Raw genomic sequence first — 25,449 nt, forward strand, 5'->3', positions numbered from 1 at the left:
GCCCGGTCCACCGATGTGGACCGGGCCGTCGCATGTCCGCACGCCGGCGGAGCCGCACGGCAGCCAGAGCCCCGCCTCTTGGGGGCGCTCCGATAGCCTCTCCCCATGAGCAGGCCCGCCACCTTCGTCCCGCCCCCCGGCGCCCGTGCGTACTCGCTGCGGACCGCGCGCGGGGAGTTCGCCGTAGTCGACGCTCCCGTGGCCGACGGGGTCGAGCCCCGAGGGGTGGCGCTGTTGCTGCCGGGGTTCACCGGGAGCAAGGAGGACTTCAATCCGCTGCATGTGCCGCTCGCGCGGCGCGGCTACCGGACCGTGGCCGTGGACGGGCGTGGGCAGTACGAGTCGGACGGACCCGAGACCGACGAATCCGCTTATGCGAGGCAGGAGTTGGCGCGGGACGTGCTGGCCCAGGCCGAGGCGCTCGGGGAGCCGGTGCATCTGCTGGGGCACTCCTTCGGCGGGCAGGTCTCGCGCGCGGCCGTGCTGCTCGACAACGCGCCCTTCCGGTCGCTCACCCTCATGGCCTCCGGCCCCGCGCAGATCTCGGAGTCCCAGCAGCAGCGCGTGAAGCTGCTGCGGGACGCGCTCGCGGTGATGACCATGGCTCAGGTGTGGGACGCGATGCGGGCGATGGAGACGCCCGAGGAGACCGAGACGGCGGCACTGGACGGCGGCCTGGACGACCGCGACGACCTGCAGCACCGCTGGCTGGGCACCAAGCCCGCCCAACTCATCGCCGCCGGACGCCAGTTGTGCACGGAACCGGACCGGATCAAGGAACTGGCCGCGCTGCCGCTGCCGTTCCACGTCCTGTCCGGGGCACGGGACGACACCTGGCCGCTGCCCCTGCTGGACGACATGGCGCTACGGCTCAACGCACGGCGGACGGTGATCGAGAACGCCGAGCACTCCCCCAACACCGACCAGCCCCTCGCCACGGCCCGCGCGATCGCCGACTTCTGGGACACCGCGGCCGGGCGGGGTTAGTACTGCGTCTGCAGATGCTCCCAGAAGCCGTCCCTCAGGGCGCGGCGCAGGTCCGCCTGGCCGCGCAGGGAGTACTGGAGCAGGCCCTCGGCCTCGACCAGCAGGTCCTGGTCGACGGAGCCGGGGAGGTAGGGGTGGCCGGGGAGCAGCTCGACCAGGGACTCGCGGCCCCGTGCGGCCAGCCACTTCGCGGCGATCTGGGCGCCGACGAAGCGGACGTCCTCACGGGTGGGGCGGGTGCCGGCGGTGGCGTCGTAGACGGCGGCCGTGCGGCGGGAGACGTACGGCTTGAAGAACTCGAGGTCGAGGGTGCGCTGGCTGTCCACCTCCCACAGCAGCGGCTCGGCCTGGTTGCGGCCCTCGGGGGCCTCGATGCCCCACAGGTGGACGCGGGCGCCGTAGCCCTGCGCCGCCTCGACCGCCGAGACCAGGTCCTCGTCGCCGCCGAGCAGGGCGGCGTCGCTGATCGCGCGGTGCCTCGCCAGTGATTCGAGGTCGCTGCGGATCAGCGAATCGACGCCCTTCTGCTGGTTGTTGGCGTTGAGGTTGCCGAGTCGGACCTTGACGTCGGGGAGTTCGGCGATGGACTGCTGCTCGGCGGTGTGGATGCGGCGGCGGGCACCGTCGTACCAGTACACACGCAGCAGGCGGCTGTCCGCGAAGACCTGGCGGGCCCGGTCGATGAGGGCCTCGATCAGGCCCTCGGCGTCGAGGTCGAAGGCCCGGCGGTCCTCGGTCCCGGCGACCAGCCGGCCCGCGGCCGCGTACAGATAGCCCGCGTCGACGAAGATCGCGTGAGTGGAGGGCGTCTTCGCCACCTCGGCGAGCATGCGTTCCAGCAGCTCGTTCGTGCGGTCGATGCGGGCGCCCAGGGCCGCCAGGTCGTCGTTCATCGCCTCCATTGTCCCGGTGGTCACGCTGCGAACACAACCGGTCCCGATGGGTCCGGCCGACCCGACTTACCAGTCAGTAATTAGACGTTCGAAAATTTTCTTTAGCGTAGGGAATGTTTGTAACAAGCACCGCGTTGGCTCCCTACGAACGCCGGATACACATCCGGCGCACCAAGTAGTTCTCCTCAGGAGGATGACCAGACGAAGGGAGAAGCCTGTGCGCTTCGAGATCATGCGACTCGACGAGGTCGACGGCACCACCGTGGACAGCACCGTCGTGGACGCCGCCTCCGTCAACCGGATCGTTCAGCAGGCCGCCGCCATCGGACAGCGCCTGTGGATCCGCCCGGCCGACACCCAGGCCTCGTAACGCTCACGCGCTGCGCGCCACTCAAGCTTTCCGGGGGAGCCGAGCCGACGAGGGCTCAGCTCCCCCGGATCACCTGAGTGATCCCGTTGATGATCTGCTGTACGGCGATGGCGGAGAGCATCATGCCCGCGAGCCGCGTCACCAGCACGACACCCCCGTCCTTGATGACCCGGATGATCAGCAGCGAGTAGCGCATCACCAGCCACAGCACGACATGGATCGCGAGGATCGCGGACCACACCGATACCTGCGTGGCCACGCTGTCGGCCTTCTGCACGGCCAGGATCACGGACACGATCGCACCGGGCCCGGCCAGCAGCGGCATGCCGAGCGGTACGAGCGCCACGTTCACGTCCTTGGTCTGCTTCGGCTCGTCGGTCTTGCCGGTGAGCAGGTCCAGCGCGATCAGCAGAAGCAGCAGGCCGCCCGCGATCATCAGCGCGGGGACGGAGACGTGCAGGTAGTCGAGGATCTGGTGGCCCAGGACACCGAAGGTGGCGATGACCCCGCCCGCCACGCAGACGGCCTGGAAGGCCATCCGCTTCTGCACCTTGGCCGGGCGCCCGGCGGTCAGGGCGAGGAAGATCGGGGTGATCCCGGGGGGATCCATGATGACAAAAAGGGTCAGGAACAGAGAGCCGAAGACGGCGACGTCGAACATGGGGAAGTACTGGCCTTGCTGGAAAAGGGTGAACTGGGGGCGCGTGGGGGCCGCTGACGGCGTCAGGCTCCGCCGGTGCCCGGCACCGGGAACGCGCCGGTCGCCCGTCGCGTGATCTCCCCGTACACCTCGGGGTCCGTCGCGTACGCGCCGAGCGTGACGGTCTTGCGGCTGCCGTGGTAGTCCGAGGAGCCGGTGACCAGCAGATCCAGGTCCTTCGCCAGGCCCCGCAGCCGGTCGCGCGCGTCGGCGTCGTGGTCCATGTGGTCGACCTCGAGGCCGTCCAGGCCGGCCCCGGCCATCTCGGCGATCCGCGCCTCCGGGACCGTACGACCGCGCTTGGCGGCGGCCGGGTGCGCGAACACACAGACCCCGCCCGCGTTCTTGACCAGCCGGATCGCCTCGAAGGGGTCCGTCTCGTGCTTCTCCACGAAGGCCCGGCCGCCGTCGGCCAGCCACTCCTCGGTGAACGCGTCGCTCACGGTCGGTACGACGCCCAGCTCGACCAGCGCCGTCGCGACGTGCGGGCGCCCCACGGAACCGCCGGCCGCGATCCGCTCGACCTGCTCCCAGGTGACCGGCACGCCCAGCGCGTCGAGCTTGGCGACCATGCCCTTGGCCCGCGGCACCCGGTCGTCCCGCACCAACTCGCGCTCGGCGAGCAGGGCGGGCTCCGCGGGGTCGAAGAGGTAGGCCAGCATGTGCATCGAGATGCCGTCGATACGGCAGGACAGCTCGGCCCCGGTGACCAGGGTGAGCCCCTCGGGCAGCGCGGCGATCGCCTCGGCGTACCCACGGGTGGTGTCGTGGTCCGTCAGCGCGACGACGTCCAGCCCGGCAGCGGCGGCATTGCGCACCAGCTCGGCCGGGGTGTCCGTGCCGTCGGAGGCCGTGGAGTGACAGTGCAGATCGATGCGCACGCAGACTCCAGGCGAAGGGCGGACGGAAGGGGACACCTAAGGATAGCGGGGTTTTGCAGCCCGCCTGTCACACCCGCACCCGGGAAGCACCCTTTACTGATCGGCCCAGGGGGCGCGGCGCTCTGTTCGATGTGCGGCTCCGTCGCCTGGGCGCGAGCGACCACCGACGGACCCACGCCCGCCGACGGACACACCCCCCGGTGAGCGCTACGGCCTGAGCAAGCGCGGCGACAACGCTCCGAAGGGCACCAGATCCAGCTCCGCCCCCGCGTCCCGCAGATCCGTCAGCACCAGCTCGTCGTACATCAGCAGGCCCGCCTGCTCGGGCCACATCACCGCCCACAGCCACATGCCGAGGGCCTCACCGGCGAAGACGGCCCGGTCGTCGGGGGTGCGGTAGACGTGCCAGAGCGGGGTCGGGCGACCGACGGCCAGCACCTTGGCCTGGGGCGGCTTCTCGACGTTCATGTACGACCCCGGGTCCGGGCCGTCGATGCCCGCGTACCGCGCGCCGAGGCCGACGCCGAGTTCCTCGGCGACCAGGATGAGTTCGGCCGGGCCGCCGAGCGGGCCGGGTCCGGAGCAGGCGACGGCGGTCGCGCGGCCACCGCTGCGGTCGTCACCCGCGTAGGCCACGCCCGTGAAGAGCCAGCCGACGGGCAGCGGCCAGGGCATCCACAACGGCACGTGCGTGCGGTGCACGACGGCACCGAGGGCTTCGACACTGGGCGGGATCACGGGCTGCAGCGGATACACCGTGCCGTGCACATCGCACTGCCACGCATCGGCGAAGAGACCGGGCGCCCTGACCCGGCCACCGCACCTCGGGCAACTGGGTTCGCCCCTCATAGGGCTCCACGGTCCTACCCCTGCCCGCCCACGTCAAGGACGATCACCCGTCCGGCAGATTTGATGCAATGCACATTAATTAGCCGACCTAACTTGCTCCGCACGTGACCACCGGCCAGGTGTCCCTGCTCTTCACCTCGCATTTCCTGATCACCACGTTCGCGATGCTGCTGACCGGGTTCGTCTCCAGCCGCATCGGCGGCCGCAGGACCCTGCTGCTCGGCCTCGCCCTCGTGGTCGCCTTCGCGGGCCTCGCGGGCACCTCCGACAGCGTCGGCCGGCTCGTCGGCTCCCGGGCGGGCTGGGATCTCGGCGACGCGCTCTCCGTCTCGACCGCGCTCGCGGTGATCGTCGGCGCGTCGGCCGGGGGCAGTGCGGCGGCGATCCTGCTGTACGAGTCCGCGCTCGGCCTCGGCATGGCCTGCGGCCCGCTGCTCGGCGCGGTCCTCGGCAACATCAGCCGGCACTACCCCTTCTTCGGCACGGCCACGCTGATGGCGGTCGGCTTCCTGTGCATCACGGCGTCCCTGAAGGAGCAGCCGAAGCCGGCCCGCAGGACCTCGGTCCTGGACCCGATCAGGGCACTCGGCCACGGCGGTCTCGCCTCGGCCGCGATCTCCGCGTTCTTCTGCAACTACACGTTCTTCACGGTGCCGGCCTTCACGCCGTTCGTGCCGGACATGACCCCCTACCGCTCCGGCGCGGTGTTCTTCGCCTGGGGTGTGCTGCTGGCGGTCTTCTCCGTGATCGTGGCGCCACGCATGCAGGAGCGCTTCGGCTCGCCGCAGGTGCTCGGCGGCTCGCTGCTGCTGCTCGCCGCGGACGTCCTGGTCCTCGACTACGGCAACCACACCACCGCGATCGTCTGCACGATCCTGTCCGGCGCGTTCATCGACGTGAACGCGGCCGTGGTGGCCGTACGCCGCAAGGCCCTGGCACTGCCCCACTCTCGGCTTCGCTCGAGCGGGGGACCCCCATGGCGGACGAGCTGAAGACGGCGCACGCCACCGAGGACGGCGTCACCGTCTTTGCCAACTGACCGAATCCGGCCTTGCGTTGGTGAGATCGGTCACTTCCGGCTCAGTCGAGCGGGACGGACCTGCGGGCGGGGTCCCTCAGGTCCGTCCCGCTCGCGAGCCAGCGCTCCTGGAGGGCCTGGGCGCCGTGCACCCGCTTCCAGGCGGCCTCGTTCGGGGTCATCGGCAGCAGTGGCAGGAACCGTACGGGCTCCATCGGGTCGTCCAGCTCCAGGTCCTCGACCAGGCCGCCGGGCTCGCCGACCAGGAACGAGGTGAAGGGGGCGCCGGGCCACAGCGGCTCACCCACGTCCAGCGAGGCGCCCGGGGTCACGATCAGACCCTCCACCTGCGGGGACGCGGCCAGTACGGCGAGCGGGCGGAGCACCTTGTCGGTGTCGGCGAGGCCCGCGCGGACGGAGAGGACCAGCTCGGCGCGGGGGCCCTTGACCGGGTCGGCGAGCATCGCGGTGGGGTCGGTCATGGGGTGGGCGGACATGCCGAGGGTGGCGTATCGCAGGACGTCCCCCTCCTGGAACCGGAGCACCTCGATGCGGTCCGTGCCGAGGAAGGTGACGGCGGCGCGCGCGTCCGGTTCGCCCAGGGCGGTGGTCAACCGTGCCTCGACCAGAGGAAGAACATCAACCATGACGCGAGCATAGAACTCGTCAGCAGCGGGCAAAGCGGCGCCTTGACACATCGGGCGGCTGCTACGCTGAGCCGGTGGTTCGGGACAGCACGCAGTAGCGTCGCTATCGAGTCCCGACGCCGATGAGACTCCCTTACGAGGGACCGGCCGGAGGAGGTGGGGCTGTCATGGATCGAAGTCGACCGTGCAGTACCACTCGCTCTTCCGCCCGTTGATGTAGTCACTGGCTGGTTTCCGGCTGTTCTACGCCTTCCTGTGCGCGTTGCCCTTCGGAAGAGCACTTCGTTTCGCTTTGCCTGATCCGTCTGATCATCCGATCCGTCTGATCACCCGATCTGCCGATCGCATCAGTTCTGCATCAGTAGCGAAGTCGCCACCGCGACGGTGCGGTGCTCCCCGCTTTGCGGACGTGCCAAACATCCTTCCCCTGCCTTGAGGGCAGGGAGACCCCTTGTCAGGACGTCCCCATTCCGGGTAGTTCCACCCGTAGCCGGCGGTCTTTCGTTGCCTGTCGCGAAGGAGCCTGCCCATGTCGATGATCCGCGACCTGCGCGCCGTGGTCCGTCCGTCCCGCGTCTCGCCGCGCAAGCCCACGAGCGCGTCGAACGCCTCGTACGACACCACCCGCGACCCGGCCACCCCGTCGGCCGTCGTGGACTGCGCCGTCTACCGCGACGGCGTGCGGGTGCGCAGCGACAAGCCGCTGAGCCCGCACGAGGCGATGCGGCTGGTGCGGCGCGACGGCGGCTTCGTGTGGATCGGGCTGCACGAGCCGACCGAGGCCGAATTCGCCGGTATCGCAAGCGAGTTCGGGCTGCACCCGCTGGCCGTGGAGGACGCGGTGCAGGCCCACCAGCGGCCCAAGCTGGAGCGCTACGACGACTCGCTGTTCACCGTCTTCAAGACGATCCACTACGTCGAGCACGACCGGCTCACCGCCAACAGCGAGGTCGTGGAGACCGGCGAGGTCATGTGCTTCACCGGCCGGGACTTCTTCATCACCGTCCGGCACGGCGGCCAGGGCTCGCTGCGGGCGCTGCGCCACCGGCTGCAGGACGACCCGGAGCTGCTGGCCAAGGGTCCCTCGGCCGTGCTGCACGCGATCGCCGACCACGTCGTGGACGGCTACATCGCGGTCGCCGACGCGGTGCAGGACGACATCGACGAGGTGGAGACCGAGGTCTTCTCCCCGGGCCGCAAGGGCGGGGTCTCGCGCGGTGTGGACTCGGCGCGGATCTACCAACTCAAGCGTGAGGTGCTGGAGTTCAAGCGCGCGGTGGCTCCGCTGCTGCGCCCGATGCAGCTGCTGAGCGAGCGGCCGATGCGGCTGGTCGACCCGGACATCCAGAAGTACTTCCGGGACGTCGCCGACCACCTCGCCCGGGTCCAGGAGCAGGTGCTGAGCTTCGACGAACTCCTCAACTCCATCCTCCAGGCCAACCTGGCGCAGGCGTCCGTCGCGCAGAACGAGGACATGCGCAAGATCACGGCCTGGGCCGCGATCATCGCCGTGCCGACGATGGTGACCGGCGTGTACGGAATGAACTTCGACTACATGCCCGAGCTGCACTGGAAGTACGGCTACCCGCTGGTCCTGGGCGTCACCATCGCCATGTGTGTGGGCATCCACCGGGTGCTCAAGCGCAACGGCTGGCTGTGAGCGGGCGCTGGAATAGGCTGGGCGCATGACAAGCGAGCTGCTCGACCGGGCCCTCATCGAGGAGGCCTCGAAGAAGTCCGGCCTCATCTGGGTCAGGGGCGCCGGGGCCTCCGCCGCACGTGCGCTGTGGCACGTGTGGCACGAGGGCGCGGTGTGCCTGGTCGGCGGCGGCCCCGGTGAGCAGCCGCTGGAGGGGCTGGTCGACGGGGGCACCGCCGAGGTGACCGTGCGCAGCAAGGACAAGGGCGGGCGGCTGGTGACGTTCGCTGCGACCGTGTCCGAGCTGCCCTCCGGCTCCGAGGAGTGGGAGGCGGCCGTCGCCGAGCTCAAGGGCAAGCGTCTGAACGCCCCCGACGGCGAGGAGATGCCGGCCCGCTGGGCCCGCGAATGCCGGGTGCTGCGCCTGGCTCCGGCCGGGTCCTTGGCGCCCTTGCCCGACGGCAGCCTGGCCGCGCGACCGGTCGCGACTGCGGCGACCACTCGGCGACCGGCGCCGGCGGGCCTGCCGAAGCTTCTCGTCAAGCGCCGCAAGGGCCGGTAGGCCGGGGGCCGGACGCCTGCTCACCGGCGCCCTTCGAGCACCGGCGCTCCTTCACCACCGGCACCCGGGCCCCCGGAACGACTAGGACGCCGGCAACTGCTGCCCGTAATCCACCGTGTCGGACTTGGCGGGCTCGGCGACGGCGAAGTCCTTGCCCCAGTCGGAGAAGCTGAGCGTTCCCGCCCCGCCGCCGCGGACCAGGCGGAGGGGGTACGGCGTGCCCTCCAGGGAGACGTCGAGGCTGCCGCCGGAGCCCTTGTCGCCGGTGATGCGGATGGTGCGGGTACCCGCGTCGTCGTGGTGGCCGTCCGTCGCCAGTGAGCCGTGCAGTGTGAACAGTCCGTCCAGGAGGACGTCCTTGTCCGTGAAACCGCTGAACTTCCTGTACGCGGGATCGTCCTGCGGCACCTTGACGTACTTGCCGTCCAGCTTGGTGGCCGCACCGTCACCACTGCCGCCGCCCTTGCCGCCCGCCTGGTTCCAGAAGTCCGCGTCGGCCTTCAGATACAGCTGCTTCCCCACCCGCAGCAGCTTGAAGGTCGCCCCCTTCGAGGTCACCGACCCGGTCCCGCCGTCGGCCTTCAGCCGCATGTCCAGCCGGTACGTCCGGCCGCTGGTGACGACGGTGCCGGACAGCCGCACCGCAGGTGCCCCCTGGGCGGCCGCGCGGGTCTTCGCCTGGATCCTGTCGGCGGGCAGCTTGCCGACGCCGTTCGTCCCCGCGTCCGGATCCTCACCGCCGCACCCGGCCAGCACCGCCATCCCCGTCAGGGCGCATACGCAGATCGAGGTGACCAGCGCGGCCCGGCGGGTACGGCCCTGGGGAATCGCAGTCACAGGTGGGGTCGCCTTTCTGACGGTTCCTGAGCGGTGGACCGCAGCGTACCCGTGCCTCGGCCGCCCGGCGGAACGAGACCGTCCGGACCCCCCACCAGGGCGTATCCGACCGGTACGGGCTAGCCTGAAGCGCACCCGAGCGGGCAACTCCGAGCAATTCACAAAGAAAGCGGAACACCCCGGAAAGGGGTGATTCCCAGGCCACGTCAGCAGAGGAAGCAGAGCCATGGCAGCCGGCGCCCCCCGGATCTTCGTCTCGCACCTCGCCGGGGTCCCCGTCTTCGATCCGAACGGCGACCAGGTGGGCCGCGTGCGCGACCTGGTCGTGATGCTGCGCGTGGGCCGCAGACCCCCGCGCCTCCTGGGGCTGGTCGTCGAACTGGTCACCCGGCGCCGTATCTTCCTGCCCATGACCCGGGTCACCGGCGTCGAGTCCGGGCAGGTCATCACGACCGGCGTGATGAACGTCCGGCGCTTCGAGCAGCGGCCCACCGAGCGGCTGGTCTTCGGTGAGCTGCTGGACCGGCGGGTGACGCTGGTGGAGACCCGCGAGGAGGTCACCGTCCTCGACCTGTCCGTGCAGCAGCTGCCGGCCCGCCGCGACTGGGAGGTCGGCCGCGTCTTCGTGCGCAAGGGCAGGAAAGCGAGCGCCTTCCGGCGGGCCAAGGGCGAGACGCTGACCGTCGAGTGGTCGGCCGTCACCGGCTTCTCCCTGGAGGAGCACGGCCAGGGCGCCGAGAGCCTGCTCGCCACCTTCGAGCAGCTGCGCCCCGCCGACCTCGCCAACGTCCTGCACCACCTCTCCGCCAAGCGGCGCGCCGAGGTCGCCGCCGCCCTGGACGACGACCGGCTGGCCGACGTACTCGAAGAGCTGCCGGAGGACGACCAGATCGAGATCCTCGGCAAGCTGAAGGAGGAGCGCGCGGCGGACGTCCTGGAGGCCATGGACCCCGACGACGCGGCCGACCTGCTCGGCGAACTGCCCGAGGAGGACAAGGAGCGGCTGCTGAGCCTGATGCAGCCGAGCGACGCGGCCGACATGCGCCGCCTGATGTCGTACGAGGAGCACACGGCCGGCGGTCTGATGACCACCGAGCCGATCGTGCTGCGCCCCGACGCCACGGTCGCCGACGCGCTCGCCCGGGTCCGCAACCCCGACCTCTCCCCGTCTCTCGCCGCCCAGGTCTACGTCTGCCGCCCGCCGGACGAGACCCCGACCGGCAAGTACCTGGGCACGGTCCACTTCCAGCGGCTGCTGCGCGAGCCGCCCTACTCCCTGGTCAGCTCCATCGTCGACACCGACCTGCAGCCGCTCGACCCGGACGCGGCGCTGCGCGTCATCGCCGGGTTCTTCGCCACGTACGACATGGTCGCCGCGCCCGTGGTGGACGAGTCCGGATCGCTGCTCGGCGCGGTCACCGTGGACGACGTACTGGACCACATGCTGCCGGAGGACTGGCGGGAGACCGAGTTCCACCTGAACGACGAGAACGAAGGGGTGGGGACCCATGGCTCCTGAGCGCGACGCCGCAACCCGCGAGCGCACCCCGGCGGGCGCCACCGCCGCCACCCGGCCGCGCACGCCCCGCCTGGACCAGCCGCGCCCGCCGCGCCACCGCGTGCTGCCCGAGTGGGACCCGGAGGCCTTCGGCCGGCTGTCGGAACGGATCGCCCGCTTCCTGGGCACGGGACGCTTCATCGTCTGGATGACGGCGGTCATCATCATGTGGGTGCTGTGGAACATCGCCGCGCCCAGCCACCTGCGCTTCGACGAATACCCCTTCATCTTCCTGACCCTGGCACTGTCCCTGCAGGCCTCCTACGCGGCCCCGCTGATCCTGCTCGCGCAGAACCGGCAGGACGACCGTGACCGGGTCAACCTGGAGCAGGACCGCAAGCAGAACGAGCGGTCCATCGCCGACACCGAGTACCTGACCCGGGAGATCGCCTCGCTGCGCCTGGGCCTGGGCGAGGTCGCGACCCGCGACTGGATCCGCTCGGAGCTGCAGGATCTGGTCAAGGAGCTGGAGGACAGGCGCCGGCACGACGGGCACCCCGGGCACGTCGTATTCCCGGCGGAACGGTCAGATCGGTCTCCGGGACGTGACACAGACGACCGCTGAGGGGCATCCCGGACGCCCCTCGGCGCGCCGTACCATCGTCCTTATGGCTACGGAAGACGCGGTGCGCGAGGCACTGGCGACGGTGAACGACCCCGAGATCAACCGACCCATCACCGAACTGGGGATGGTCAAATCGGTGGAGATCGGGGATGACGGCGCGGTAGCCGTCACCGTGTACCTGACGGTCTCCGGCTGCCCCATGCGCGAGACGATCACCCAGCGTGTCACCGAGGCGGTCTCCCGGGTCGAGGGCGTCACCCGCGTCGACGTCACCCTCGACGTGATGAGCGACGAGCAGCGCAAGGAGCTGGCCAACGCGCTGCGCGGCGGCCAGGCCGAGCGCGAGGTCCCCTTCGCCAAGCCCGGCAACCTCACCCGCGTCTACGCGGTCGCCTCCGGCAAGGGCGGCGTAGGCAAGTCCTCGGTGACGGTGAACCTGGCGGCCGCCATGGCCGCCGACGGCCTGAAGGTGGGCGTCGTCGACGCCGACATCTACGGCCACAGCGTGCCGCGCATGCTGGGTGCGGACGGCCGTCCCACGCAGGTCGAGAACATGATCATGCCGCCGTCGGCGAACGGCGTGAAGGTCATCTCCATCGGCATGTTCACCCCGGGCAACGCGCCGGTCGTCTGGCGCGGCCCGATGCTGCACAGGGCGCTCCAGCAGTTCCTGTCGGACGTGTACTGGGGCGACCTGGACGTCCTGCTCCTGGACCTGCCGCCCGGCACCGGCGACATCGCGATCTCCGTCGCCCAGCTGATCCCGAACGCCGAGATCCTGGTGGTGACGACCCCGCAGCAGGCGGCGGCCGAGGTCGCCGAGCGCGCCGGTTCCATCGCGGTCCAGACCCACCAGAAGATCGTCGGCGTGGTCGAGAACATGTCCGGCCTGCCCTGCCCGCACTGCGGCGAGATGGTCGACGTCTTCGGCACCGGCGGCGGCCAGGTGGTCGCCGACGGCCTCACCCGCACCACGGGTACGGCGGTCCCGGTCCTCGGCAACATCCCGATCGACGTCCGCCTCCGCGAGGGCGGCGACGAGGGCAAGCCGGTGGTCCTGACCGACCCGGACTCCCCGGCGGGTTCCGCCCTGCGGGCGATCGCCGGGAAGCTCGGCGGCCGGCAGCGCGGCCTGTCGGGCCTGTCGCTGGGGCTCACACCGAAGAACAAGTTCTGAGGATTCTCCGCAGACCTCTACGACAAGAAGATTTCCACGACAAGAAGACCTCGACGACGAAGGGGCACCGAAATCGATCGGTGCCCCTTCGTTGACCGCATGGGCGGATGTCACGCGTAAGCGGAGACGTCCTTCACCACGGCGAACCCAAGACCGTACGCGCTCATCCCCCGTCCGTACGCCCCCAGGTGCACCCCCGCCTCAGTAGTGCCGGCGAGCACCCATCCGAACTCGGACTCCCGGTAGTAGAAAGAGGCGGCGACCCCGTCCACCGGAAGAGAGAGCCGACTCCACTCCGGCCCCTCAAGATCGTCGGCCAGGGCCCACGCCGTCTCCGTCTGCTGATCCAGCCAGTCGTCCCGCAGGCTGTGGTCCATCTGCCCGGGCCAGGTGAACGACAGCAGCCCCACCCCGGCCAGCCACGCCGCCGAGGACACCGACGTGGCCTCCAGCAGCCCCGTACCGTCGGCGCTCCTGCGCGACGGCTGCGCGGCGACGGTGACGACCACCGCGAACTTCTCGCGCGGCTCACCGGCGGAGCCCGCCTCCCCCCGCACGGAGGGCTCGTCGCCGTGCCCGATCGACCCGTGCTCCACGGCACCGTCGGCCGCCGTACCGACCTGCATCAGCCAGCGCGGCCCCGTGAACGCCTCGTCGAGGCCGTACCACGGGAAGGATGCCTGCAGATAACCGTCGACCGTACGCCGGGCGGAGGGGAGCTGCTGCGCACCCTCCGCGGCCGGCGCCTGCGCGCCCACCCGACTCGTCGTCTCCATCTGCCCGGACGCCTCCTCGCTCTCGTCGGACCAGCGGTGGCCCGCCCCCCTTCGGGCGTACTCGTCCGGTCCGCACAACAACTCGGCAGCATATCCACACCGATGGGAGCCTCAGGGCAGGCGCTGGATGCGTGGGTCGCGCGAACGGCCTGTTCAGGCCGTGTGCGACGGGTGCGTGCTATGAAACGCGTCACGTGCGCGGCGTACGCCCGCGTGCGCGTGTCGGCGCCTGAGGGTGCGCCGGGTGGCGTCCGTCAGGTGGCGTCCGCGTCGAAGGGCGGCCGCTCGTCACTGGCGGGCTCCTCCGGCTTCTTGGTCATGTCGATACGGCCCGAGGAGGCCGAACCCGAGGAAGACGCGGACGACGAGGAGGACGAGGACGACGTGAGGGCTTCGCTCTCCCGCCCGTGGACGGCGTCCGTGACCTCGGCCATCTCCTTCTTCAGGTCGAACCCGTTGCGGATCTCCTTCAGGCCCAGTTCGTCGCCGTCCAGCTGCTTGCGGATGAACGTCTTCGGGTTGAGGTCCTCGAACTCGAAGTCCTTGAACTCCGGGCCCAGTTCGCTGCGGATGTCCTGCTTGGCGCTCTCCGAGAACTCGCGGATCTTCCGGATCGTGCGCGTGACGTCCTGGATGACCTTCGGGAGCTTGTCCGGACCGAAGACGAGCACGGCGAGCACGATGATCGTCACCAGCTCCAGTGGTCCTATGTCATTGAACACCTGACGCTCCTTGCGATGTCCTCGGTCGCTCAACGGTACCCGGCGTTCCCGTCCGACCGGTACCGTCCCGAGGTGAGACTTGTGTCAGTTCTGCTCCGCCGCGCCCAGTCGGAGCGGGACGTCCCGGTCCGTGCCGGCGCGGCGGACGGTCAGCCGCAGCTGGTCGCCGGGCCGGTGGGCGCGGATCTTGACGATCAGCTCCTCGGCGGTGTGCACGGGCTGTCCGTCGACCTCGGTGATGACGTCGCCGGCCTTGAGCCCGGCCCGTTCACCGGGACCGCCCTTGCTCACGGCGGGGCCGCCGCCCGCGCTCCTGCTGTCGATGCGGGCGCCGTCGCCGGTGTACGCCATGTCGAGCGTGACACCGATCACGGGGTGGGTCGCGTGGCCGTCGTTGATCAGTTCCTCGGCGACACGCTTGGCCTGGTTCACGGGGATGGCGAAACCGAGCCCGATGGAACCGGCCTGGCCGCTGTCCGAGCCGGAGCCGCCGTCGGCGGAACGGATGGCGGAGTTGATGCCGATGACCTGGGCCCGGGAGTCGAGGAGCGGGCCCCCGGAGTTGCCCGGATTGATGGGGGCGTCGGTCTGCAGCGCGTCGACGTAGCTGACGTCGCTTCCGTCGCCCTTGTCTCCCCCGGCCGTGACGGGCCGCTCCTTGGCGCTGATGATGCCGGAGGTGACGGTGTTGGCGAGGTCGAAGGGGGCGCCGATGGCGACGACGGGGTCGCCGACCCGGACGTCGTCGGAGTTGCCGAGGGGCAGCGGGGTGAGCCCGTGCACGCCGTGGATCTGGACGACGGCGAGGTCGTAGCCGCTGTCGTGGCCGACCACCTTGGCCTTGACCGTGTCGCCGCTGCTGAACGTCACGGATATGGTGCCGTCTGATCCGGCCGGCGCTACGACGTGGTTGTTGGTGAGGATGTGCCCCTGTGTGTCGAGTACGAAGCCGGTGCCGGTGTCGCTCTGTTCGGTCCCGGTGACGTGCAGGGTGACGACGCTGGGCAGCGCGCGGGCGGCTATCCCGGCCACGCTGTTCGGCGCCCGCCCGGCGGGCACGCGCCCGGCCTGCGGCAGGTGGACGTCGTCCCCCAGCCCCTGACGCTGGACCCAGGCACCGGCCACCCCGCCGACACCTGCGGAGAAAACGGCGACCAGCAGGCTCCACACGACCAGCAGCCGCTTCCCCCGTCGCTTGCGCTGCTCCTCCGTCAGCACCCGCACGCCGCTCTGCTGCAACGCCCCCTGCCCGAACACCTGCTCCTGGGGCGACCCGACACCCCAGGGGTCATAACGCGGAGCCTCCTCGCCCCCCGAGGGGGGCGGTACTGGGGGGCCTGCGGGGGCTGGAGTGGCGGGGGTGACGGTGGCGGGGACGCTGGGGTTGGGCGCCGTAGGGGCGGGGGTGCCGGGGGCGGAAGCACCGGGCGCGGGGGCCGCGGGGGCGGGGGTGCCGGGAGAGAGGGCGCCGGTGGCCGGAGCACCGGGGGCGGGGGCCGCAGGGGCGGGAGCGCCAGAGGCTGAAATACCGGGTGCAGGCATCCCGGAGTCCGGAGCGGCGAGGGACGGAACGCTGGGAGCGGGCGCCGCAGGCGCGGGCGCGGGCGCGGCGGGGGACGGAACGCCGACTGCCGGTGCGCTGGGCGCGGGCGCGCCGGGCGCCGGGAAGGGTGTGGTGCCGCCTGGGACGGGTACGCCGGCTGCCGGGGTGTGCGGACCCGGTGCGGGTGCGGGTATGCCCGGTACCGGCGTGTGCGGACCCGGTGCGGGCGCGGATGCGGGCGGGCCGGATGCGGGCGCCGGTGCGGGGGTGGGAGCCCCGGGTGCCGCAGGCGGAGCCGTAGGCGTCGGCGCAAGTGGGGCCGCCGTGACCGCGGGGTGCTGTACAGGGGGTGCGGGCGCCCAGGGGCCCGGCTCGCCGTATGGCGGGGTGCCGTAGGGGTCCGGGTCGTGCAACGGCTTCGGCCGCTCGCTGGGAGCCGCCCAGGCGCCTTCCGCGCGCTCGGGCGACACCGACACCGGCTTGGCCAGCTCGAAGTCCCCGTCGGCCTCGGCCGACCCGAGGCCGACGGGCGTCTCACGCTGCCCGGCGCTCTCCCGCTCCGCGGTGTCGGTTCGGTCGGTCGGTGGCGCCGCCGCCGTACCCTCCGGGTCGTCCTCCGGTGGGACACGGTTCCCCTCGTTCATGCTCTCCCCACGGCTGGCCGCGGCCGCACGCTTCGGCGGCGGCCGCGGAACGTCGACTACGCCCCCGGGTCATCGCCGCGGGAACGGTCCTCACCGGATTCAACCAGGTTCGCGGGCCGTGGCGTAGTGGCCGGTCGGGGCCGGTCAGGGGGTCTGGTCGGGTGTGGAGGGGGAGGGCGTGGCGGCGGGGGAGGTGTCGGGGACGGAGGCGGACAGCAGGCTGGAGCCGTTCACTCCGGGGACGGCGGACCAGGCGTTGAGCGGGTAGACCACGGTGTCGTCGAGCGGACGTATCAGCGGGGAGACCGCGGCCGCACCCGCCATCAGCGGCGCGGTCAGGCCGCGCACGGTGCCGTCGCCCTGGGTCCGGCCGGTGCCGGGGGTCGGCAGTCCGGGCACCAGCGGCGCGGCCATCGAGGTCGGGACGGCCGGCGCCGGTCCGAACCCTGTACCGCCCTGGGCGAACAGCGGTCCCAACGCGCGGCGGCGCTGGCTGTCCGGCGTGGCCGCCCCCGAGCCGGCGCCGCTGCCCGCCGAGCGCGCCGGGATCACGTTGTTGCCGGTGCCCGAGCCGCCGCGGCCGTCCGCGGTGGTGTCACCGGGGATGGCGGTGGTCATGCCGCCGAGGGCGACCGCGGCCAGCGACACCGCACCGGCGGCGGCGAACGCGAACCGCAGACCGCGCGAGGCGGAGCGGCCGTCGTCCGGGCGGCCGACGGGATGGATACGGAAGCCGCGCTCCTCGGCGGCCGGGACAGGGCTGTCCGGATACGCGGGGCCGTGCGGGCGGGCGGGGACGTAACCGAACGTGAAGCGCTCGCCGCGCCTCACTCCGAAGACCCCGAAGACGCCGGAGACGCCGGAGGCTCCCCCCGCCCCGGGGGGTTCGTCGTCCCCCGAGCCGCGGCCGAAGAGTCCCCCGGGCGGCGACATTCCGTCGCCGTCCAGGTCACCTCCTCCGGGCAGGCCCTGCAGGCGGGCCAGGAGACTCGCCGAGGGGGGCGGCGGGGCCGCCTCCGCGAACACGTTCTTCAGTCGGCGCTGGGCGTCCGCCTCCGCCTTGCACCGGGCACAGGTGGCCAGGTGCGCGAGGACCCGCTCACGCGACTCATGACCGAGCTCTCCGTCCACCAGGGCGGAGAGCCGGTCTCCCAGGTGCTGCTCTGCGAGGTGTGCCTCCGCAGGTTTGGGCCGGGATCCACTCACGCGGTCGCGCCCCCTCCCCCCAGAGCGGGGACACGGGCCACGAAGGAGCGCCGCTCGGCCGCGCGGGCCTCCGGGGAACGGTGCGCGAGGGCCTTGCGGAGCTGGGAGCGGCCACGGTGGATACGGGAGCGGACCGTGCCGAGCTTGACGCCGAGGGTCGCGGCGATCTCCTCGTACGACAGTCCCTCGATGTCGCACAGGACGACGGCGGCGCGGAACTCGGGCGCGAGGGTGTCCAGGGCCTGCTGGACGTCGGCGTCGAAGTGCGCGTCGTTGAAGAGCTGCTGCGGGGTGGGCTCGCGGCTGGCCAGGCGCTCGGCCGCGTCCTCGCCCAGGGCGTCGAAGCGGATGCGCTGCTTGCGCCGGACCATGTCCAGGAAGAGGTTGGTGGTGATGCGGTGCAGCCAGCCCTCGAAGGTGCCCGGCGAGTACGTCGACAGGGAACGGAAGACGCGGACGAAGACCTCCTGGGTGAGGTCCTCGGCGTCGTGCTGATTTCCCGTCAGGCGGTAGGCCAGCCGGTAGACCCGGCCGCTGTGCGTGCTGACGATCTCCTCCCACGTGGGCGGAGTCCACGCCTGCCCGTCCGCGTCGGTGGAGAAGGTCGCGGTCTGGGCCTCGCCTGCGGCGAAACCGGCGTGATGGTCAGCAGCGGTGTCGGTCACGGATTTCGGCCTGCCCGCCGACCCGAGGAAGCGCCGCAGCACTCCACCCCGGTTCCCGGGCGCAGCCGCACCTCCCCTGTCAGCTCTGGTGGTGTCCAGTGGAGCCCCTACCATAGCCACCTCGCCCGTTAGCTCCCCATAAGCGGTTTTACGAGAATTTGATCTGGGCTGATACGGCTCATACGGCTGCGTCAGCTGCTCCTCGGTGTCCTGATCCACCCCTTGCACCCCCGTCTTACCCCCGTCGCATCCCGGGCCACCGTCTCACCCCTTTAAACGCCCGGTCCCATCTGCGGGTTCCCGCCGCCAACGGATACAGTCACGCCCAGGCAACCACGGGGACAGGAGAGGGTCATTACCGGCAACCGGCAGACGAGCTGGGCGTTCGCCGACGCCTTTGTCGCCGAGGACGAAGCGCTGCGGTGGGCCCGTGACCGGGCCCGCGAGGCAGGGCTGCGCTCGGTGTCGCCCGGCACCGGCGCCGCGCTGCGACTGCTCGCCGCCTCCGTGGACGCGAAGGCGGTGGCGGAGATCGGCACGGGCTGCGGGGTGTCCGGGATCCATCTGCTGCACGGCATGCGCCCGGACGGGGTGCTCACCACGGTCGATCCGGAGCCGGAGCACCAGCAGTTCGCACGGGAGGCCTTCCGCGGCTGCGGTTTCGCCAGCAACCGGGCCCGCTTCATACCCGGCCGCGCCCTGGACGTACTCCCCCGGCTCGCGGACGCCGGCTACGACCTCGTCTTCTGCGACGGCGACCGGCTGGAGTACCTGGACTACCTCGCTGAATCGTTGCGCCTGCTGCGGCCGGGCGGTCTGGTGGTCTTCGAGGGTGTCTTCGCCAACGGCCGTACGGTGGACTCGGGACCGCAGCCCACGGAGGTGCTGCGGCTGAGGGAGCTGCTGCGTGCGGTGCGCGAGAGCCAGGAACTGGTCCCTTCGCTGCTGCCGGTGGGCGACGGGCTGCTGTGCGCCGTCAAGCGTTGACCGGCCGCCGCGGGACGGCATACGCGACTGCCCCGGCACCGCGTACGATGCCGGGGCAGCCCGAAGGACAGGATCGTTGGGACGTCAGACGACGACCTTCTTGAGGGCGTCGCCGAGCGCCTCGGCCTCGTCAGGGGTCAGCTCGACGACGAGTCGACCGCCGCCTTCGAGCGGAACGCGCATGACGATGCCCCGCCCCTCCTTGGTCACCTCGAGCGGGCCATCGCCCGTCCGCGGCTTCATGGCCGCCATGCTCGTTCCCCTTCCTGAAACCAGCTCATCGTCTGCCGAGAACCCCGGGAGGGCATTCGCGTTTCCGAAACGGACACGCGACACCGGCATCGAACACATTGCTTCCCAGCCATTATCCCGCATCGCAGGACCCGATGACCAACATCAGTCGGCATCGCTTGGGCAACGCGCGCGAGCAAAACCACCCAATTCGGCGATGTGGCTGCGATACTGCACCGCCACACGGACATCCACCGGTCGGCACCCCTCCGTTTTTCTTTGACGCAGCTCACACGACAGGTCCGGCCCTCGGGCGGCGATCTCCGCCATGCTGTCCTTCATACGGACGTACTGAGCGGTACGTCACCCGCGAACCGGAGGGGATGCGCCATGGCCGACACCGTGCTCTACGAGGTGAGCGACGGACTCGCGACGATCACGCTGAACCGCCCCGAGGCGATGAACGCGCTGAACGTCGCGACCAAGGTCGCCCTCCGGGAGGCAGCGGAATCAGCGGCAGGCGACACGGCCGTACGGGCGATCTTGCTGACCGCCGCCGGGGACCGGGCGTTCTGCGTCGGCCAGGACCTCAAGGAGCACATCGGGCTGCTCGCGGCGGACCGTGAGACCGGGTCCGGGCAGACGATGAGCACGGTCAAGGAGCACTACAACCCGATCGCGCGGGCCCTCGCCGGGGCGCCCAAGCCGGTGGTCGCCGCGGTGAACGGGGTCGCGGCCGGGGCCGGCTTCGGCTTCGCGCTCACCGCGGACTACCGACTGGTCGCCGACACGGCCTCCTTCAACACCTCCTTCGCGGGCGTCGCTTTGACCGCCGACTCCGGTATCTCCTGGACCCTGCCCCGGGTGATCGGCCCGAGCCGCGCCGCCGACCTGCTGCTCTTCCCACGCAGCATCAGCGCCCAGGACGCGCTGGAGCTGGGCATCGCCAACCGGGTCGTCCCCTCGGCCGAACTGCGCGCCGAGGCGGAGAAGACGGCGCGGGCGCTGGCCGAGGGCCCGACCGTGGCGTACGCGGCCATCAAGGAGGCGGTGGCCTACGGCCTCACGCACTCCCTCGCCGAGACCCTGGAGAAGGAGGACGAGCTGCAGACCCGGGCCGGCCAGTCCGAGGACCACGCGATCGCCGTGCAGGCGTTCGTGAACAAGGAGAAGCCGAAGTACCTGGGCCGCTGACACGCCATCCGCCGCCTGCGGCGGACCAAGCGGCCGTGCCACGCGATGCGCAGGGCCTTTCGCGTTGGCCCAGAGAGCGGAGCGGGCGGCGGAATTGGTGGCCTATTGTGCGATGAGCAGGGCCTCCGCGCCCACGGGCCGGTAGCCGGCCGCCTGGAAGGCGCGCACGCTGCGGGCGTTCCCGGCGGCCTGCTGCGACCAGACCCATGCGCCCGCGGGAACGAGGTGCCGGGCGGCGGTGGCCAGCGCCCGGCCCAGCCCCCGGTGCCGTACGTCCTCGTCCACCTCGACGGCCGTCTCCCAGCGGCCCGCCACGCCCCGCCCGAGGACGACCACTCCCCCGTCCGTCGCCCAGACGCGCACATCGTCCCGGCGCACCCGTGCACGGCGCACCCGCGGATGGTCCGGGTCGGCGAGCTCCCGCAGTTCCAGCGGGGGGCCGTCGGGCAGGGAGCTCGCCACGGTGAGCAGGTCGATCGTGTCGGTCGACCGGCCCGTGCGGGCCAGGAACGAGGCCAGGAAGCGGGGGTTCATCGCCGCCGCCAGCTCGTCGCAGTCGAGGGACGCGAGCGTGCTGCGCACCCAGTCGGGGTCCTCGTCGGTGAACACCACGGAGTGCGCGGTGAACGCGATCACGCCGGCGTCGCGACGGCTCGGCTGCGGCACCACCGTCGTACCGCCGTCGGGCGCCGGGAAGCGTCCCCGGGCCGCCGCGTCCAGGATCTCGGCCAGGGTTCGGGACACGGCGGTCAGGCGCCCGCTCCTCTCGCCACGCACGCTTCCAGGTGGTCGTCGACCAGACCACAGGCCTGCATCAGCGCGTACGCCGTCGTGGGGCCGACGAATCTGAGGCCCCGTTTCTTCAAGGCCCTGGACAGGGCCGTGGACTCCGGGGTCACGGCCGGGACGTCGGCGAGGGTCTTCGGGGCGGGGCGGCCCGCCGGGGCCGGTGCGTGGGACCAGATCAGCTCGTCCAGCTCGCCCTCCGCCCAGTCGGCGAGCACGCGCGCGTTCGCGAGCGTGGCGTCGATCTTGGCGCGGTTGCGGATGATGCCCGCATCGGCCAGCAGGCGCTCGCGGTCCTCGTCCGTGAAGGCGGCGACCTTCTCGATGCGGAAGCCGGCGAAGGCGGCGCGGAAGCCCTCGCGGCGGCGCAGGATCGTGATCCAGGACAGGCCCGACTGGAAGGCCTCCAGGCTGACCCGCTCGAAGAGGGCGTCGTCGCCGTGGACCGGGCGGCCCCACTCCTCGTCGTGGTACGACACATAGTCGTCGGTTGACAGGGCCCAGGGGCAGCGCAGGGCGCCGTCGGGCCCGGCGAGGGCGGTGCCGTCGCTCATCGCTGGTCCTCGGGGTGATCGGGCTTCTCCATGCGGACGTGTGCCGCCGCGGCTCTGGCGCCTGCCAGTGCCGACTCCAGGTCGGCGATACGGGCGTCCCGCTCGGCGAGCTCGGCGCCGAGGCGGCCGAGGGCGTCATCGACGTCCGCCATGCGGTAGCCGCGCGGGGAGACCGGGAAGCGCAGGCTGTCCACGTCCGCGCGGTTCACCGGGCGGTCCGGGGGCAGCGGGTCCTGCAGCCGCTCCGGTGCCACCTCCGGCAGGGGGCCGCTTCCGCTGCCGCCCACCACGGCGAGCGTCACCGCGCCGACCACGACGGCCAGCGCGACGACCAGGAACAAGAACATCACCATCGCCAGGGGTCCCCACGCTCCGTGCCGGACGTTGTGCCGGACGCTGAATCTGTCTGGGTCCGATCGTGCCATGCGAGTCTGACAGTTAGGGTCACAGACGGTTGTACCGCGGAACGTACAAGGAGAGGTCACAGCTGATGCTCAGGCTGGGCAGGCGGGAATTCGGGCCCCATGAGCCGGTGATCATGGCGATCGTGAACCGGACTCCGGACTCCTTCTACGACCAAGGGGCCACGTTCCGCGACGAGCCGGCCCTCGCACGCGTGGAGCAGGCCGTTGCCGAGGGCGCCGCGATCATCGACATCGGCGGGGTGAAGGCCGGGCCGGGCGAGGAGGTCACGGCCGAGGAGGAGGCGCGGCGGACGGTCGGTTTCGTGGCCGAGGTACGGCGGCGTTTCCCGGACGTGGTCATCAGCGTGGACACCTGGCGGGCCGAGGTCGGCGAGGCGGTGTGCGAGGCGGGGGCGGATCTGCTGAACGACGCGTGGGGTGGCGTCGATCCGGGGCTCGCGGAGGTCGCCGCGCGGTACGAGGTGGGGCTGGTGTGCACGCACGCGGGGGGTGTGCAGCCGCGTACGCGCCCGCATCGGGTGACGTACGACGACGTGATGGCCGACATCCTCGACGTCACCGTGGGTCTGGCCGAGCGGGCGGTGGCGCTCGGGGTACCGCGGGAGTCGGTGCTGATCGATCCCGGACACGACTTCGGGAAGAACACGCGGCACAGCCTGGAGGCGACGCGGCGGCTGGACGAGATGGTCGCCACGGGGTGGCCGGTGCTGGTGTCGCTGTCCAACAAGGACTTCGTCGGGGAGACGCTGGACCGGCCGGTGAAGGAGCGGCTGATCGGTACGTTGGCGACGACCGCGGTGTCCGCGTGGCTCGGGGCGCGGGTGTACCGGGTGCACGAGGTGGCGGAGACCCGGCAGGTGCTGGAGATGGTGGCGTCGATCGCCGGGCACCGGGTCCCTGCGGTGGCTCGGCGGGGTCTGGCCTGACCAACCGGGGGGGGGCTCCGCCCAGTGGACGTCGGCCGAAGCCCCGCGCCGACGGCCCGCTACCGGCCTGCTAGCGGCCCGCCTCCTTCGACACCAGGGCCACCGCCTCCTCCACCTCGTCCGTGACGTGGAACAGCAGCAGGTCCTTCTCCGCCGCCTTGCCCTGGGCCACCAGGGTGTTCTTCAGCCAGGACACCAGGCCGCCCCAGTACTCGCTGCCGAAGAGGACGATCGGGAAGCGGGTGACCTTCTGGGTCTGGACCAGGGTCAGCGCCTCGAAGAGTTCGTCGAGCGTGCCGAGGCCGCCGGGCAGGACCACGAAACCCTGCGCGTACTTCACGAACATCATCTTGCGGACGAAGAAGTAGCGGAAGTTCAGCCCGATGTCGACGTAGGGGTTCAGCCCCTGCTCGAAGGGCAGCTCGATGCCGAGGCCGACCGATACGCCGCCCGCCTCGCAGGCGCCCCTGTTGGCCGCCTCCATCGCGCCCGGCCCGCCGCCCGTGATCACGGCCCAGCCCGCCTCGACCAGGCCGCGGCCGAGCCGCACCCCGGCGTCGTACTCCGGCGAGTCCACCGGCGTACGCGCCGAGCCGAACACGCTGATGGCAGGCGGGAGTTCGGCCAGCGTGCCGAAGCCCTCGATGAACTCCGACTGGATGCGGAGCACGCGCCAGGGGTCGGTGTGGACCCAGTCCGAGGGGCCGCCGGCGTCCAGCAGGCGCTGGTCGGTCGTACTGGCCGTCACCTGCCCGCGCCGCCGGAGGACCGGTCCGAGCCGCTGCTCGTCCGGCGGGATCTTCTTCCCCTCGGGGTTGCCGGTAGGCATGTGCGCTCCCTCCGCTCGGGGGTGGTTCCACCTCAGCGTAGATCCACCCCGGTTACGGAGGGGGGACAAGCGCGTGTCCGGCACGCGTGCGCCGTACGGGCGTCTTACGCCGCGCCGCCCGCCGTACGGCGTCCTACTCGGTGAGCCAGTTCCGCAGGCGTTCCTCGCCCGCGAGGATCTTGGCCGTCTCCACCCGCTCGTCGCGCTTGTGGGCCAAGTGCGGGTTGCCGGGGCCGTAGTTGACGGCCGGGATGCCCAGCGCGGAGAAGCGGGAGACGTCCGTCCAGCCGTACTTGGGGTGGGGGGTGCCGCCCACCGCCTCGATGAAGGCCGCGGCGGCCGGGTGGGAGAGGCCGGGCAGGGCCCCGCCACTGTGGTCGTCGACCACGAACTCCTCCACGCCGCAGTCCGCGAACACCTCGCGGACGTGCGCGATCGCCTCCTCCTCCGTGCGGTCGGGGGCGTAGCGGAAGTTGACCGTCACCACGCACTCGTCGGGGATGACGTTGCCCGCGACCCCGCCGCTGATGCCCACCGCGTTCAGGCCCTCGCGGTACTCCAGGCCGTCGATCACGGGGTAGCGGGGCTCGTAGGCGGCCAGACGGGCCAGGATCGGGGACGCCGCGTGGATGGCGTTGGAGCCCATCCAGGAGCGTGCCGAGTGGGCGCGCTCGCCCCTCGTCTTCAGCAGCACCCGCAGGGTGCCCTGGCAGCCGCCCTCGACCTCGCCGTCGGAGGGCTCCAGCAGGACCGCGAAGTCGCCCTCGAGCCACTCCGGGTGGGCCGTGGCCACGTGCTTGAGGCCGTTGAGTTCGGCGGCGACCTCCTCGTTGTCGTAGAAGACGAAGGTCAGGTCGCGGTTGGGGGCGGGGACCGTGGCCGCGATCCGCAGCTGCACCGCGACGCCCGACTTCATGTCGCAGGTGCCGCAGCCCCACAGCACGCCGTCCTCGTCGAGCCGGGAGGGCACATTGTCCGCGATCGGGACCGTGTCGATGTGGCCGGCCAGGATCACCCGCTCGGCGCGCCCCAGGTGCGTACGGGCGATCACGTTGTTGCCGTAGCGGTCGACCGTCAGATGCGGCAGGGCGCGCAGGGCGGTCTCGACGGCGTCCGCGAGCGGCTTCTCGGTGCCGCTCTCGGAGGGGAAGTCCACGAGCTGCGCGGTGAGCGCGGCGGCGTCGAGCGTGAGGTCAAGCGAGGTGTCGGCCATGGCGTCGACCCTAGCGCGCCGCCTGGCGGGGACTGCGGGCAAGCGCTGTCCGGTAACCCCCCGTG

The 25,449-nt window shown here is 71.5% G+C and carries 28 protein-coding genes and 1 pseudogene; 11 read left to right on the forward strand and 18 right to left on the reverse strand.

Features of this window, described 5'->3' with window-relative positions; translation table 11 throughout:
• The first annotated feature begins 105 nt into the window (after window positions 1-105).
• Window positions 106-987: an alpha/beta fold hydrolase gene (locus tag ACWGJ5_RS23900; protein WP_453311708.1), complete on the forward strand. Its 882-nt coding sequence runs from the start codon at window positions 106-108 to the stop codon at window positions 985-987.
• Here ACWGJ5_RS23900 and ACWGJ5_RS23905 read toward each other — a convergent pair.
• The gene (locus tag ACWGJ5_RS23905; RefSeq protein WP_453311709.1) at window positions 984-1,880 is read right to left on the reverse strand and encodes an NYN domain-containing protein; all 897 of its coding nucleotides are present in this window, start codon (window positions 1,878-1,880) and stop codon (window positions 984-986) included. The two genes, ACWGJ5_RS23900 and ACWGJ5_RS23905, sit on opposite strands and share 4 nt — an antisense overlap.
• A gap of 193 nt (window positions 1,881-2,073) precedes the next feature.
• On the opposite strand from ACWGJ5_RS23905, the gene ACWGJ5_RS23910 reads away from it, so the two are divergent.
• Window positions 2,074-2,250 (forward strand): hypothetical protein, encoded by a 177-nt coding sequence (locus ACWGJ5_RS23910; RefSeq protein WP_453311906.1) that lies wholly within the window; start codon window positions 2,074-2,076, stop codon window positions 2,248-2,250.
• A 55-nt stretch (window positions 2,251-2,305) separates the two neighbouring features.
• On the opposite strand, the gene ACWGJ5_RS23915 is transcribed toward ACWGJ5_RS23910, so the two are convergent.
• The 3 genes from ACWGJ5_RS23915 to ACWGJ5_RS23925 form a co-directional block, all read right to left on the reverse strand.
• Window positions 2,306-2,911: a MarC family protein gene (locus ACWGJ5_RS23915; protein WP_453311710.1), complete on the reverse strand. Its 606-nt coding sequence runs from the start codon at window positions 2,909-2,911 to the stop codon at window positions 2,306-2,308.
• A 62-nt stretch (window positions 2,912-2,973) separates the two neighbouring features.
• Window positions 2,974-3,831, reverse strand: a complete 858-nt coding sequence (locus ACWGJ5_RS23920; RefSeq protein WP_453311711.1) for a PHP domain-containing protein — start codon at window positions 3,829-3,831, stop codon at window positions 2,974-2,976.
• A gap of 207 nt (window positions 3,832-4,038) precedes the next feature.
• Window positions 4,039-4,680, reverse strand: coding sequence for a DUF6758 family protein (locus ACWGJ5_RS23925; RefSeq protein WP_228623358.1), 642 nt, complete (start codon window positions 4,678-4,680; stop codon window positions 4,039-4,041).
• A 107-nt stretch (window positions 4,681-4,787) separates the two neighbouring features.
• Between ACWGJ5_RS23925 and ACWGJ5_RS23930 the strand changes: the two are divergent.
• Window positions 4,788-5,719 (forward strand): annotated as a pseudogene (locus ACWGJ5_RS23930) (MFS transporter); the annotation flags it as partial.
• 41 nt (window positions 5,720-5,760) lie between these two features.
• On the opposite strand, the gene ACWGJ5_RS23935 reads toward ACWGJ5_RS23930, so the two are convergent.
• Complete coding sequence (locus ACWGJ5_RS23935; RefSeq protein ID WP_453311712.1) at window positions 5,761-6,345, reverse strand: suppressor of fused domain protein; 585 nt, start codon at window positions 6,343-6,345, stop codon at window positions 5,761-5,763.
• 529 nt (window positions 6,346-6,874) lie between these two features.
• On the opposite strand from ACWGJ5_RS23935, the gene ACWGJ5_RS23940 reads away from it, so the two are divergent.
• Complete coding sequence (locus tag ACWGJ5_RS23940) at window positions 6,875-8,005, forward strand: magnesium and cobalt transport protein CorA (RefSeq protein ID WP_453311713.1); 1,131 nt, start codon at window positions 6,875-6,877, stop codon at window positions 8,003-8,005.
• A gap of 25 nt (window positions 8,006-8,030) precedes the next feature.
• Window positions 8,031-8,546 carry a hypothetical protein gene (locus ACWGJ5_RS23945; RefSeq protein ID WP_453311714.1) on the forward strand — a complete coding sequence of 172 codons (516 nt, stop codon included), beginning with the start codon at window positions 8,031-8,033 and terminating at the stop codon, window positions 8,544-8,546.
• Window positions 8,547-8,627: 81 nt separating this feature from the next.
• On the opposite strand, the gene ACWGJ5_RS23950 is transcribed toward ACWGJ5_RS23945, so the two are convergent.
• A complete protein-coding gene (locus ACWGJ5_RS23950) occupies window positions 8,628-9,383 on the reverse strand; it encodes a hypothetical protein (protein WP_453311715.1) in 756 nt (251 codons plus the stop codon).
• Window positions 9,384-9,609: 226 nt separating this feature from the next.
• Here ACWGJ5_RS23950 and ACWGJ5_RS23955 point away from each other — a divergent pair, with 226 nt between their 5' ends.
• From ACWGJ5_RS23955 to ACWGJ5_RS23965, 3 genes are read left to right on the forward strand one after another with little or no spacing between them, the layout of a single operon-like run.
• A complete protein-coding gene (locus tag ACWGJ5_RS23955) occupies window positions 9,610-10,902 on the forward strand; it encodes a magnesium transporter MgtE N-terminal domain-containing protein (protein ID WP_453311716.1) in 1,293 nt (430 codons plus the stop codon).
• Entirely contained in the window at window positions 10,892-11,506 is a 615-nt protein-coding gene (locus tag ACWGJ5_RS23960) for a DUF1003 domain-containing protein (RefSeq protein ID WP_453311717.1), read from the forward strand. Before ACWGJ5_RS23955 ends, ACWGJ5_RS23960 begins: the two co-directional genes overlap by 11 nt.
• Window positions 11,507-11,549: 43 nt before the next feature.
• Window positions 11,550-12,683: an Mrp/NBP35 family ATP-binding protein gene (locus ACWGJ5_RS23965; protein ID WP_453311718.1), complete on the forward strand. Its 1,134-nt coding sequence runs from the start codon at window positions 11,550-11,552 to the stop codon at window positions 12,681-12,683.
• A 110-nt stretch (window positions 12,684-12,793) separates the two neighbouring features.
• On the opposite strand, the gene ACWGJ5_RS23970 is transcribed toward ACWGJ5_RS23965, so the two are convergent.
• The 5 genes from ACWGJ5_RS23970 to sigE all read right to left on the reverse strand — a co-directional run bounded on the left by ACWGJ5_RS23970 (window position 12,794) and on the right by sigE (window position 18,281).
• Entirely contained in the window at window positions 12,794-13,459 is a 666-nt protein-coding gene (locus ACWGJ5_RS23970) for a hypothetical protein (protein ID WP_453311719.1), read from the reverse strand.
• 254 nt (window positions 13,460-13,713) lie between these two features.
• Window positions 13,714-14,181 (reverse strand): sec-independent translocase, encoded by a 468-nt coding sequence (locus tag ACWGJ5_RS23975; protein WP_453311720.1) that lies wholly within the window; start codon window positions 14,179-14,181, stop codon window positions 13,714-13,716.
• Between the two features lie 84 nt (window positions 14,182-14,265).
• Window positions 14,266-15,918 (reverse strand): S1C family serine protease, encoded by a 1,653-nt coding sequence (locus ACWGJ5_RS23980; protein ID WP_453311895.1) that lies wholly within the window; start codon window positions 15,916-15,918, stop codon window positions 14,266-14,268.
• A 594-nt stretch (window positions 15,919-16,512) separates the two neighbouring features.
• Window positions 16,513-17,574, reverse strand: a complete 1,062-nt coding sequence (locus ACWGJ5_RS23985; RefSeq protein WP_453311721.1) for a zf-HC2 domain-containing protein — start codon at window positions 17,572-17,574, stop codon at window positions 16,513-16,515.
• Window positions 17,571-18,281, reverse strand: a complete 711-nt coding sequence (gene sigE, locus ACWGJ5_RS23990) for an RNA polymerase sigma factor SigE (protein ID WP_228623347.1) — start codon at window positions 18,279-18,281, stop codon at window positions 17,571-17,573. Before sigE ends, ACWGJ5_RS23985 begins: the two co-directional genes overlap by 4 nt.
• A gap of 246 nt (window positions 18,282-18,527) precedes the next feature.
• On the opposite strand from sigE, the gene ACWGJ5_RS23995 reads away from it, so the two are divergent.
• On the forward strand, window positions 18,528-19,226 hold the full coding sequence (locus ACWGJ5_RS23995; protein ID WP_308280817.1) for an O-methyltransferase: 699 nt from the start codon (window positions 18,528-18,530) through the stop codon (window positions 19,224-19,226).
• A gap of 84 nt (window positions 19,227-19,310) precedes the next feature.
• Here ACWGJ5_RS23995 and ACWGJ5_RS24000 read toward each other — a convergent pair whose 3' ends face one another.
• Together ACWGJ5_RS24000 and ACWGJ5_RS24005 are read right to left on the reverse strand one after the other, a co-directional pair.
• The gene (locus ACWGJ5_RS24000) at window positions 19,311-19,478 is read right to left on the reverse strand and encodes a DUF3117 domain-containing protein (protein WP_018544333.1); all 168 of its coding nucleotides are present in this window, start codon (window positions 19,476-19,478) and stop codon (window positions 19,311-19,313) included.
• Window positions 19,479-19,622: 144 nt separating this feature from the next.
• A complete protein-coding gene (locus tag ACWGJ5_RS24005) occupies window positions 19,623-19,787 on the reverse strand; it encodes a hypothetical protein (RefSeq protein WP_453311722.1) in 165 nt (54 codons plus the stop codon).
• A 60-nt stretch (window positions 19,788-19,847) separates the two neighbouring features.
• On the opposite strand from ACWGJ5_RS24005, the gene chcB reads away from it, so the two are divergent.
• Complete coding sequence (chcB, locus tag ACWGJ5_RS24010; RefSeq protein WP_453311723.1) at window positions 19,848-20,651, forward strand: 2-cyclohexenylcarbonyl CoA isomerase; 804 nt, start codon at window positions 19,848-19,850, stop codon at window positions 20,649-20,651.
• Between the two features lie 102 nt (window positions 20,652-20,753).
• Here chcB and ACWGJ5_RS24015 read toward each other — a convergent pair whose 3' ends face one another.
• The 3 genes from ACWGJ5_RS24015 to ACWGJ5_RS24025 are packed head-to-tail and all read right to left on the reverse strand — an operon-like array spanning window position 20,754 to window position 22,344.
• Entirely contained in the window at window positions 20,754-21,395 is a 642-nt protein-coding gene (locus tag ACWGJ5_RS24015; RefSeq protein WP_453311724.1) for a GNAT family N-acetyltransferase, read from the reverse strand.
• Window positions 21,396-21,400: 5 nt separating this feature from the next.
• A complete protein-coding gene (locus ACWGJ5_RS24020; RefSeq protein WP_453311725.1) occupies window positions 21,401-21,991 on the reverse strand; it encodes a DNA-3-methyladenine glycosylase I in 591 nt (196 codons plus the stop codon).
• Complete coding sequence (locus tag ACWGJ5_RS24025; protein WP_228623342.1) at window positions 21,988-22,344, reverse strand: DivIVA domain-containing protein; 357 nt, start codon at window positions 22,342-22,344, stop codon at window positions 21,988-21,990. Before ACWGJ5_RS24025 ends, ACWGJ5_RS24020 begins: the two co-directional genes overlap by 4 nt.
• Window positions 22,345-22,481: 137 nt before the next feature.
• Between ACWGJ5_RS24025 and folP the strand changes: the two genes are divergently transcribed.
• Window positions 22,482-23,342: a dihydropteroate synthase gene (gene folP, locus ACWGJ5_RS24030; RefSeq protein WP_453311726.1), complete on the forward strand. Its 861-nt coding sequence runs from the start codon at window positions 22,482-22,484 to the stop codon at window positions 23,340-23,342.
• Between the two features lie 70 nt (window positions 23,343-23,412).
• On the opposite strand, the gene ACWGJ5_RS24035 is transcribed toward folP, so the two are convergent.
• On the reverse strand, window positions 23,413-24,171 hold the full coding sequence (locus ACWGJ5_RS24035; protein WP_351799286.1) for an LOG family protein: 759 nt from the start codon (window positions 24,169-24,171) through the stop codon (window positions 23,413-23,415).
• A 133-nt stretch (window positions 24,172-24,304) separates the two neighbouring features.
• Window positions 24,305-25,384: a succinyl-diaminopimelate desuccinylase gene (dapE, locus tag ACWGJ5_RS24040; protein WP_453311727.1), complete on the reverse strand. Its 1,080-nt coding sequence runs from the start codon at window positions 25,382-25,384 to the stop codon at window positions 24,305-24,307.
• Window positions 25,385-25,449 lie beyond the last annotated feature (65 nt).

The sequence above is a fragment of the Streptomyces sp. NPDC054783 genome, from assembly GCF_053611725.1.

What these genes read in the sequence shown, in the direction of transcription:
- chcB (WP_453311723.1), top strand. Translation starts at nt 19,848, where the DNA reads ATGGCCGACACCGTGCTCTACGAGGTGAGCGACGGACTCGCGACGATC.
- dapE (WP_453311727.1), bottom strand. Translation starts at nt 25,384, where the DNA reads ATGGCCGACACCTCGCTTGACCTCACGCTCGACGCCGCCGCGCTCACC.
- ACWGJ5_RS23955 (WP_453311716.1), top strand. Translation starts at nt 9,610, where the DNA reads ATGGCAGCCGGCGCCCCCCGGATCTTCGTCTCGCACCTCGCCGGGGTC.
- ACWGJ5_RS23935 (WP_453311712.1), bottom strand. Translation starts at nt 6,345, where the DNA reads ATGGTTGATGTTCTTCCTCTGGTCGAGGCACGGTTGACCACCGCCCTG.
- ACWGJ5_RS23910 (WP_453311906.1), top strand. Translation starts at nt 2,074, where the DNA reads ATGACCAGACGAAGGGAGAAGCCTGTGCGCTTCGAGATCATGCGACTC.
- ACWGJ5_RS24000 (WP_018544333.1), bottom strand. Translation starts at nt 19,478, where the DNA reads ATGGCGGCCATGAAGCCGCGGACGGGCGATGGCCCGCTCGAGGTGACC.
- ACWGJ5_RS23905 (WP_453311709.1), bottom strand. Translation starts at nt 1,880, where the DNA reads ATGAACGACGACCTGGCGGCCCTGGGCGCCCGCATCGACCGCACGAAC.
- ACWGJ5_RS23925 (WP_228623358.1), bottom strand. Translation starts at nt 4,680, where the DNA reads ATGAGGGGCGAACCCAGTTGCCCGAGGTGCGGTGGCCGGGTCAGGGCG.
- ACWGJ5_RS24005 (WP_453311722.1), bottom strand. Translation starts at nt 19,787, where the DNA reads ATGGCGGAGATCGCCGCCCGAGGGCCGGACCTGTCGTGTGAGCTGCGT.
- ACWGJ5_RS23900 (WP_453311708.1), top strand. Translation starts at nt 106, where the DNA reads ATGAGCAGGCCCGCCACCTTCGTCCCGCCCCCCGGCGCCCGTGCGTAC.
- ACWGJ5_RS23960 (WP_453311717.1), top strand. Translation starts at nt 10,892, where the DNA reads ATGGCTCCTGAGCGCGACGCCGCAACCCGCGAGCGCACCCCGGCGGGC.
- ACWGJ5_RS23970 (WP_453311719.1), bottom strand. Translation starts at nt 13,459, where the DNA reads ATGGAGACGACGAGTCGGGTGGGCGCGCAGGCGCCGGCCGCGGAGGGT.
- ACWGJ5_RS24035 (WP_351799286.1), bottom strand. Translation starts at nt 24,171, where the DNA reads ATGCCTACCGGCAACCCCGAGGGGAAGAAGATCCCGCCGGACGAGCAG.
- ACWGJ5_RS23945 (WP_453311714.1), top strand. Translation starts at nt 8,031, where the DNA reads ATGACAAGCGAGCTGCTCGACCGGGCCCTCATCGAGGAGGCCTCGAAG.
- ACWGJ5_RS24020 (WP_453311725.1), bottom strand. Translation starts at nt 21,991, where the DNA reads ATGAGCGACGGCACCGCCCTCGCCGGGCCCGACGGCGCCCTGCGCTGC.
- ACWGJ5_RS23965 (WP_453311718.1), top strand. Translation starts at nt 11,550, where the DNA reads ATGGCTACGGAAGACGCGGTGCGCGAGGCACTGGCGACGGTGAACGAC.
- ACWGJ5_RS23915 (WP_453311710.1), bottom strand. Translation starts at nt 2,911, where the DNA reads ATGTTCGACGTCGCCGTCTTCGGCTCTCTGTTCCTGACCCTTTTTGTC.
- ACWGJ5_RS23940 (WP_453311713.1), top strand. Translation starts at nt 6,875, where the DNA reads ATGTCGATGATCCGCGACCTGCGCGCCGTGGTCCGTCCGTCCCGCGTC.
- ACWGJ5_RS24025 (WP_228623342.1), bottom strand. Translation starts at nt 22,344, where the DNA reads ATGGTGATGTTCTTGTTCCTGGTCGTCGCGCTGGCCGTCGTGGTCGGC.
- folP (WP_453311726.1), top strand. Translation starts at nt 22,482, where the DNA reads ATGCTCAGGCTGGGCAGGCGGGAATTCGGGCCCCATGAGCCGGTGATC.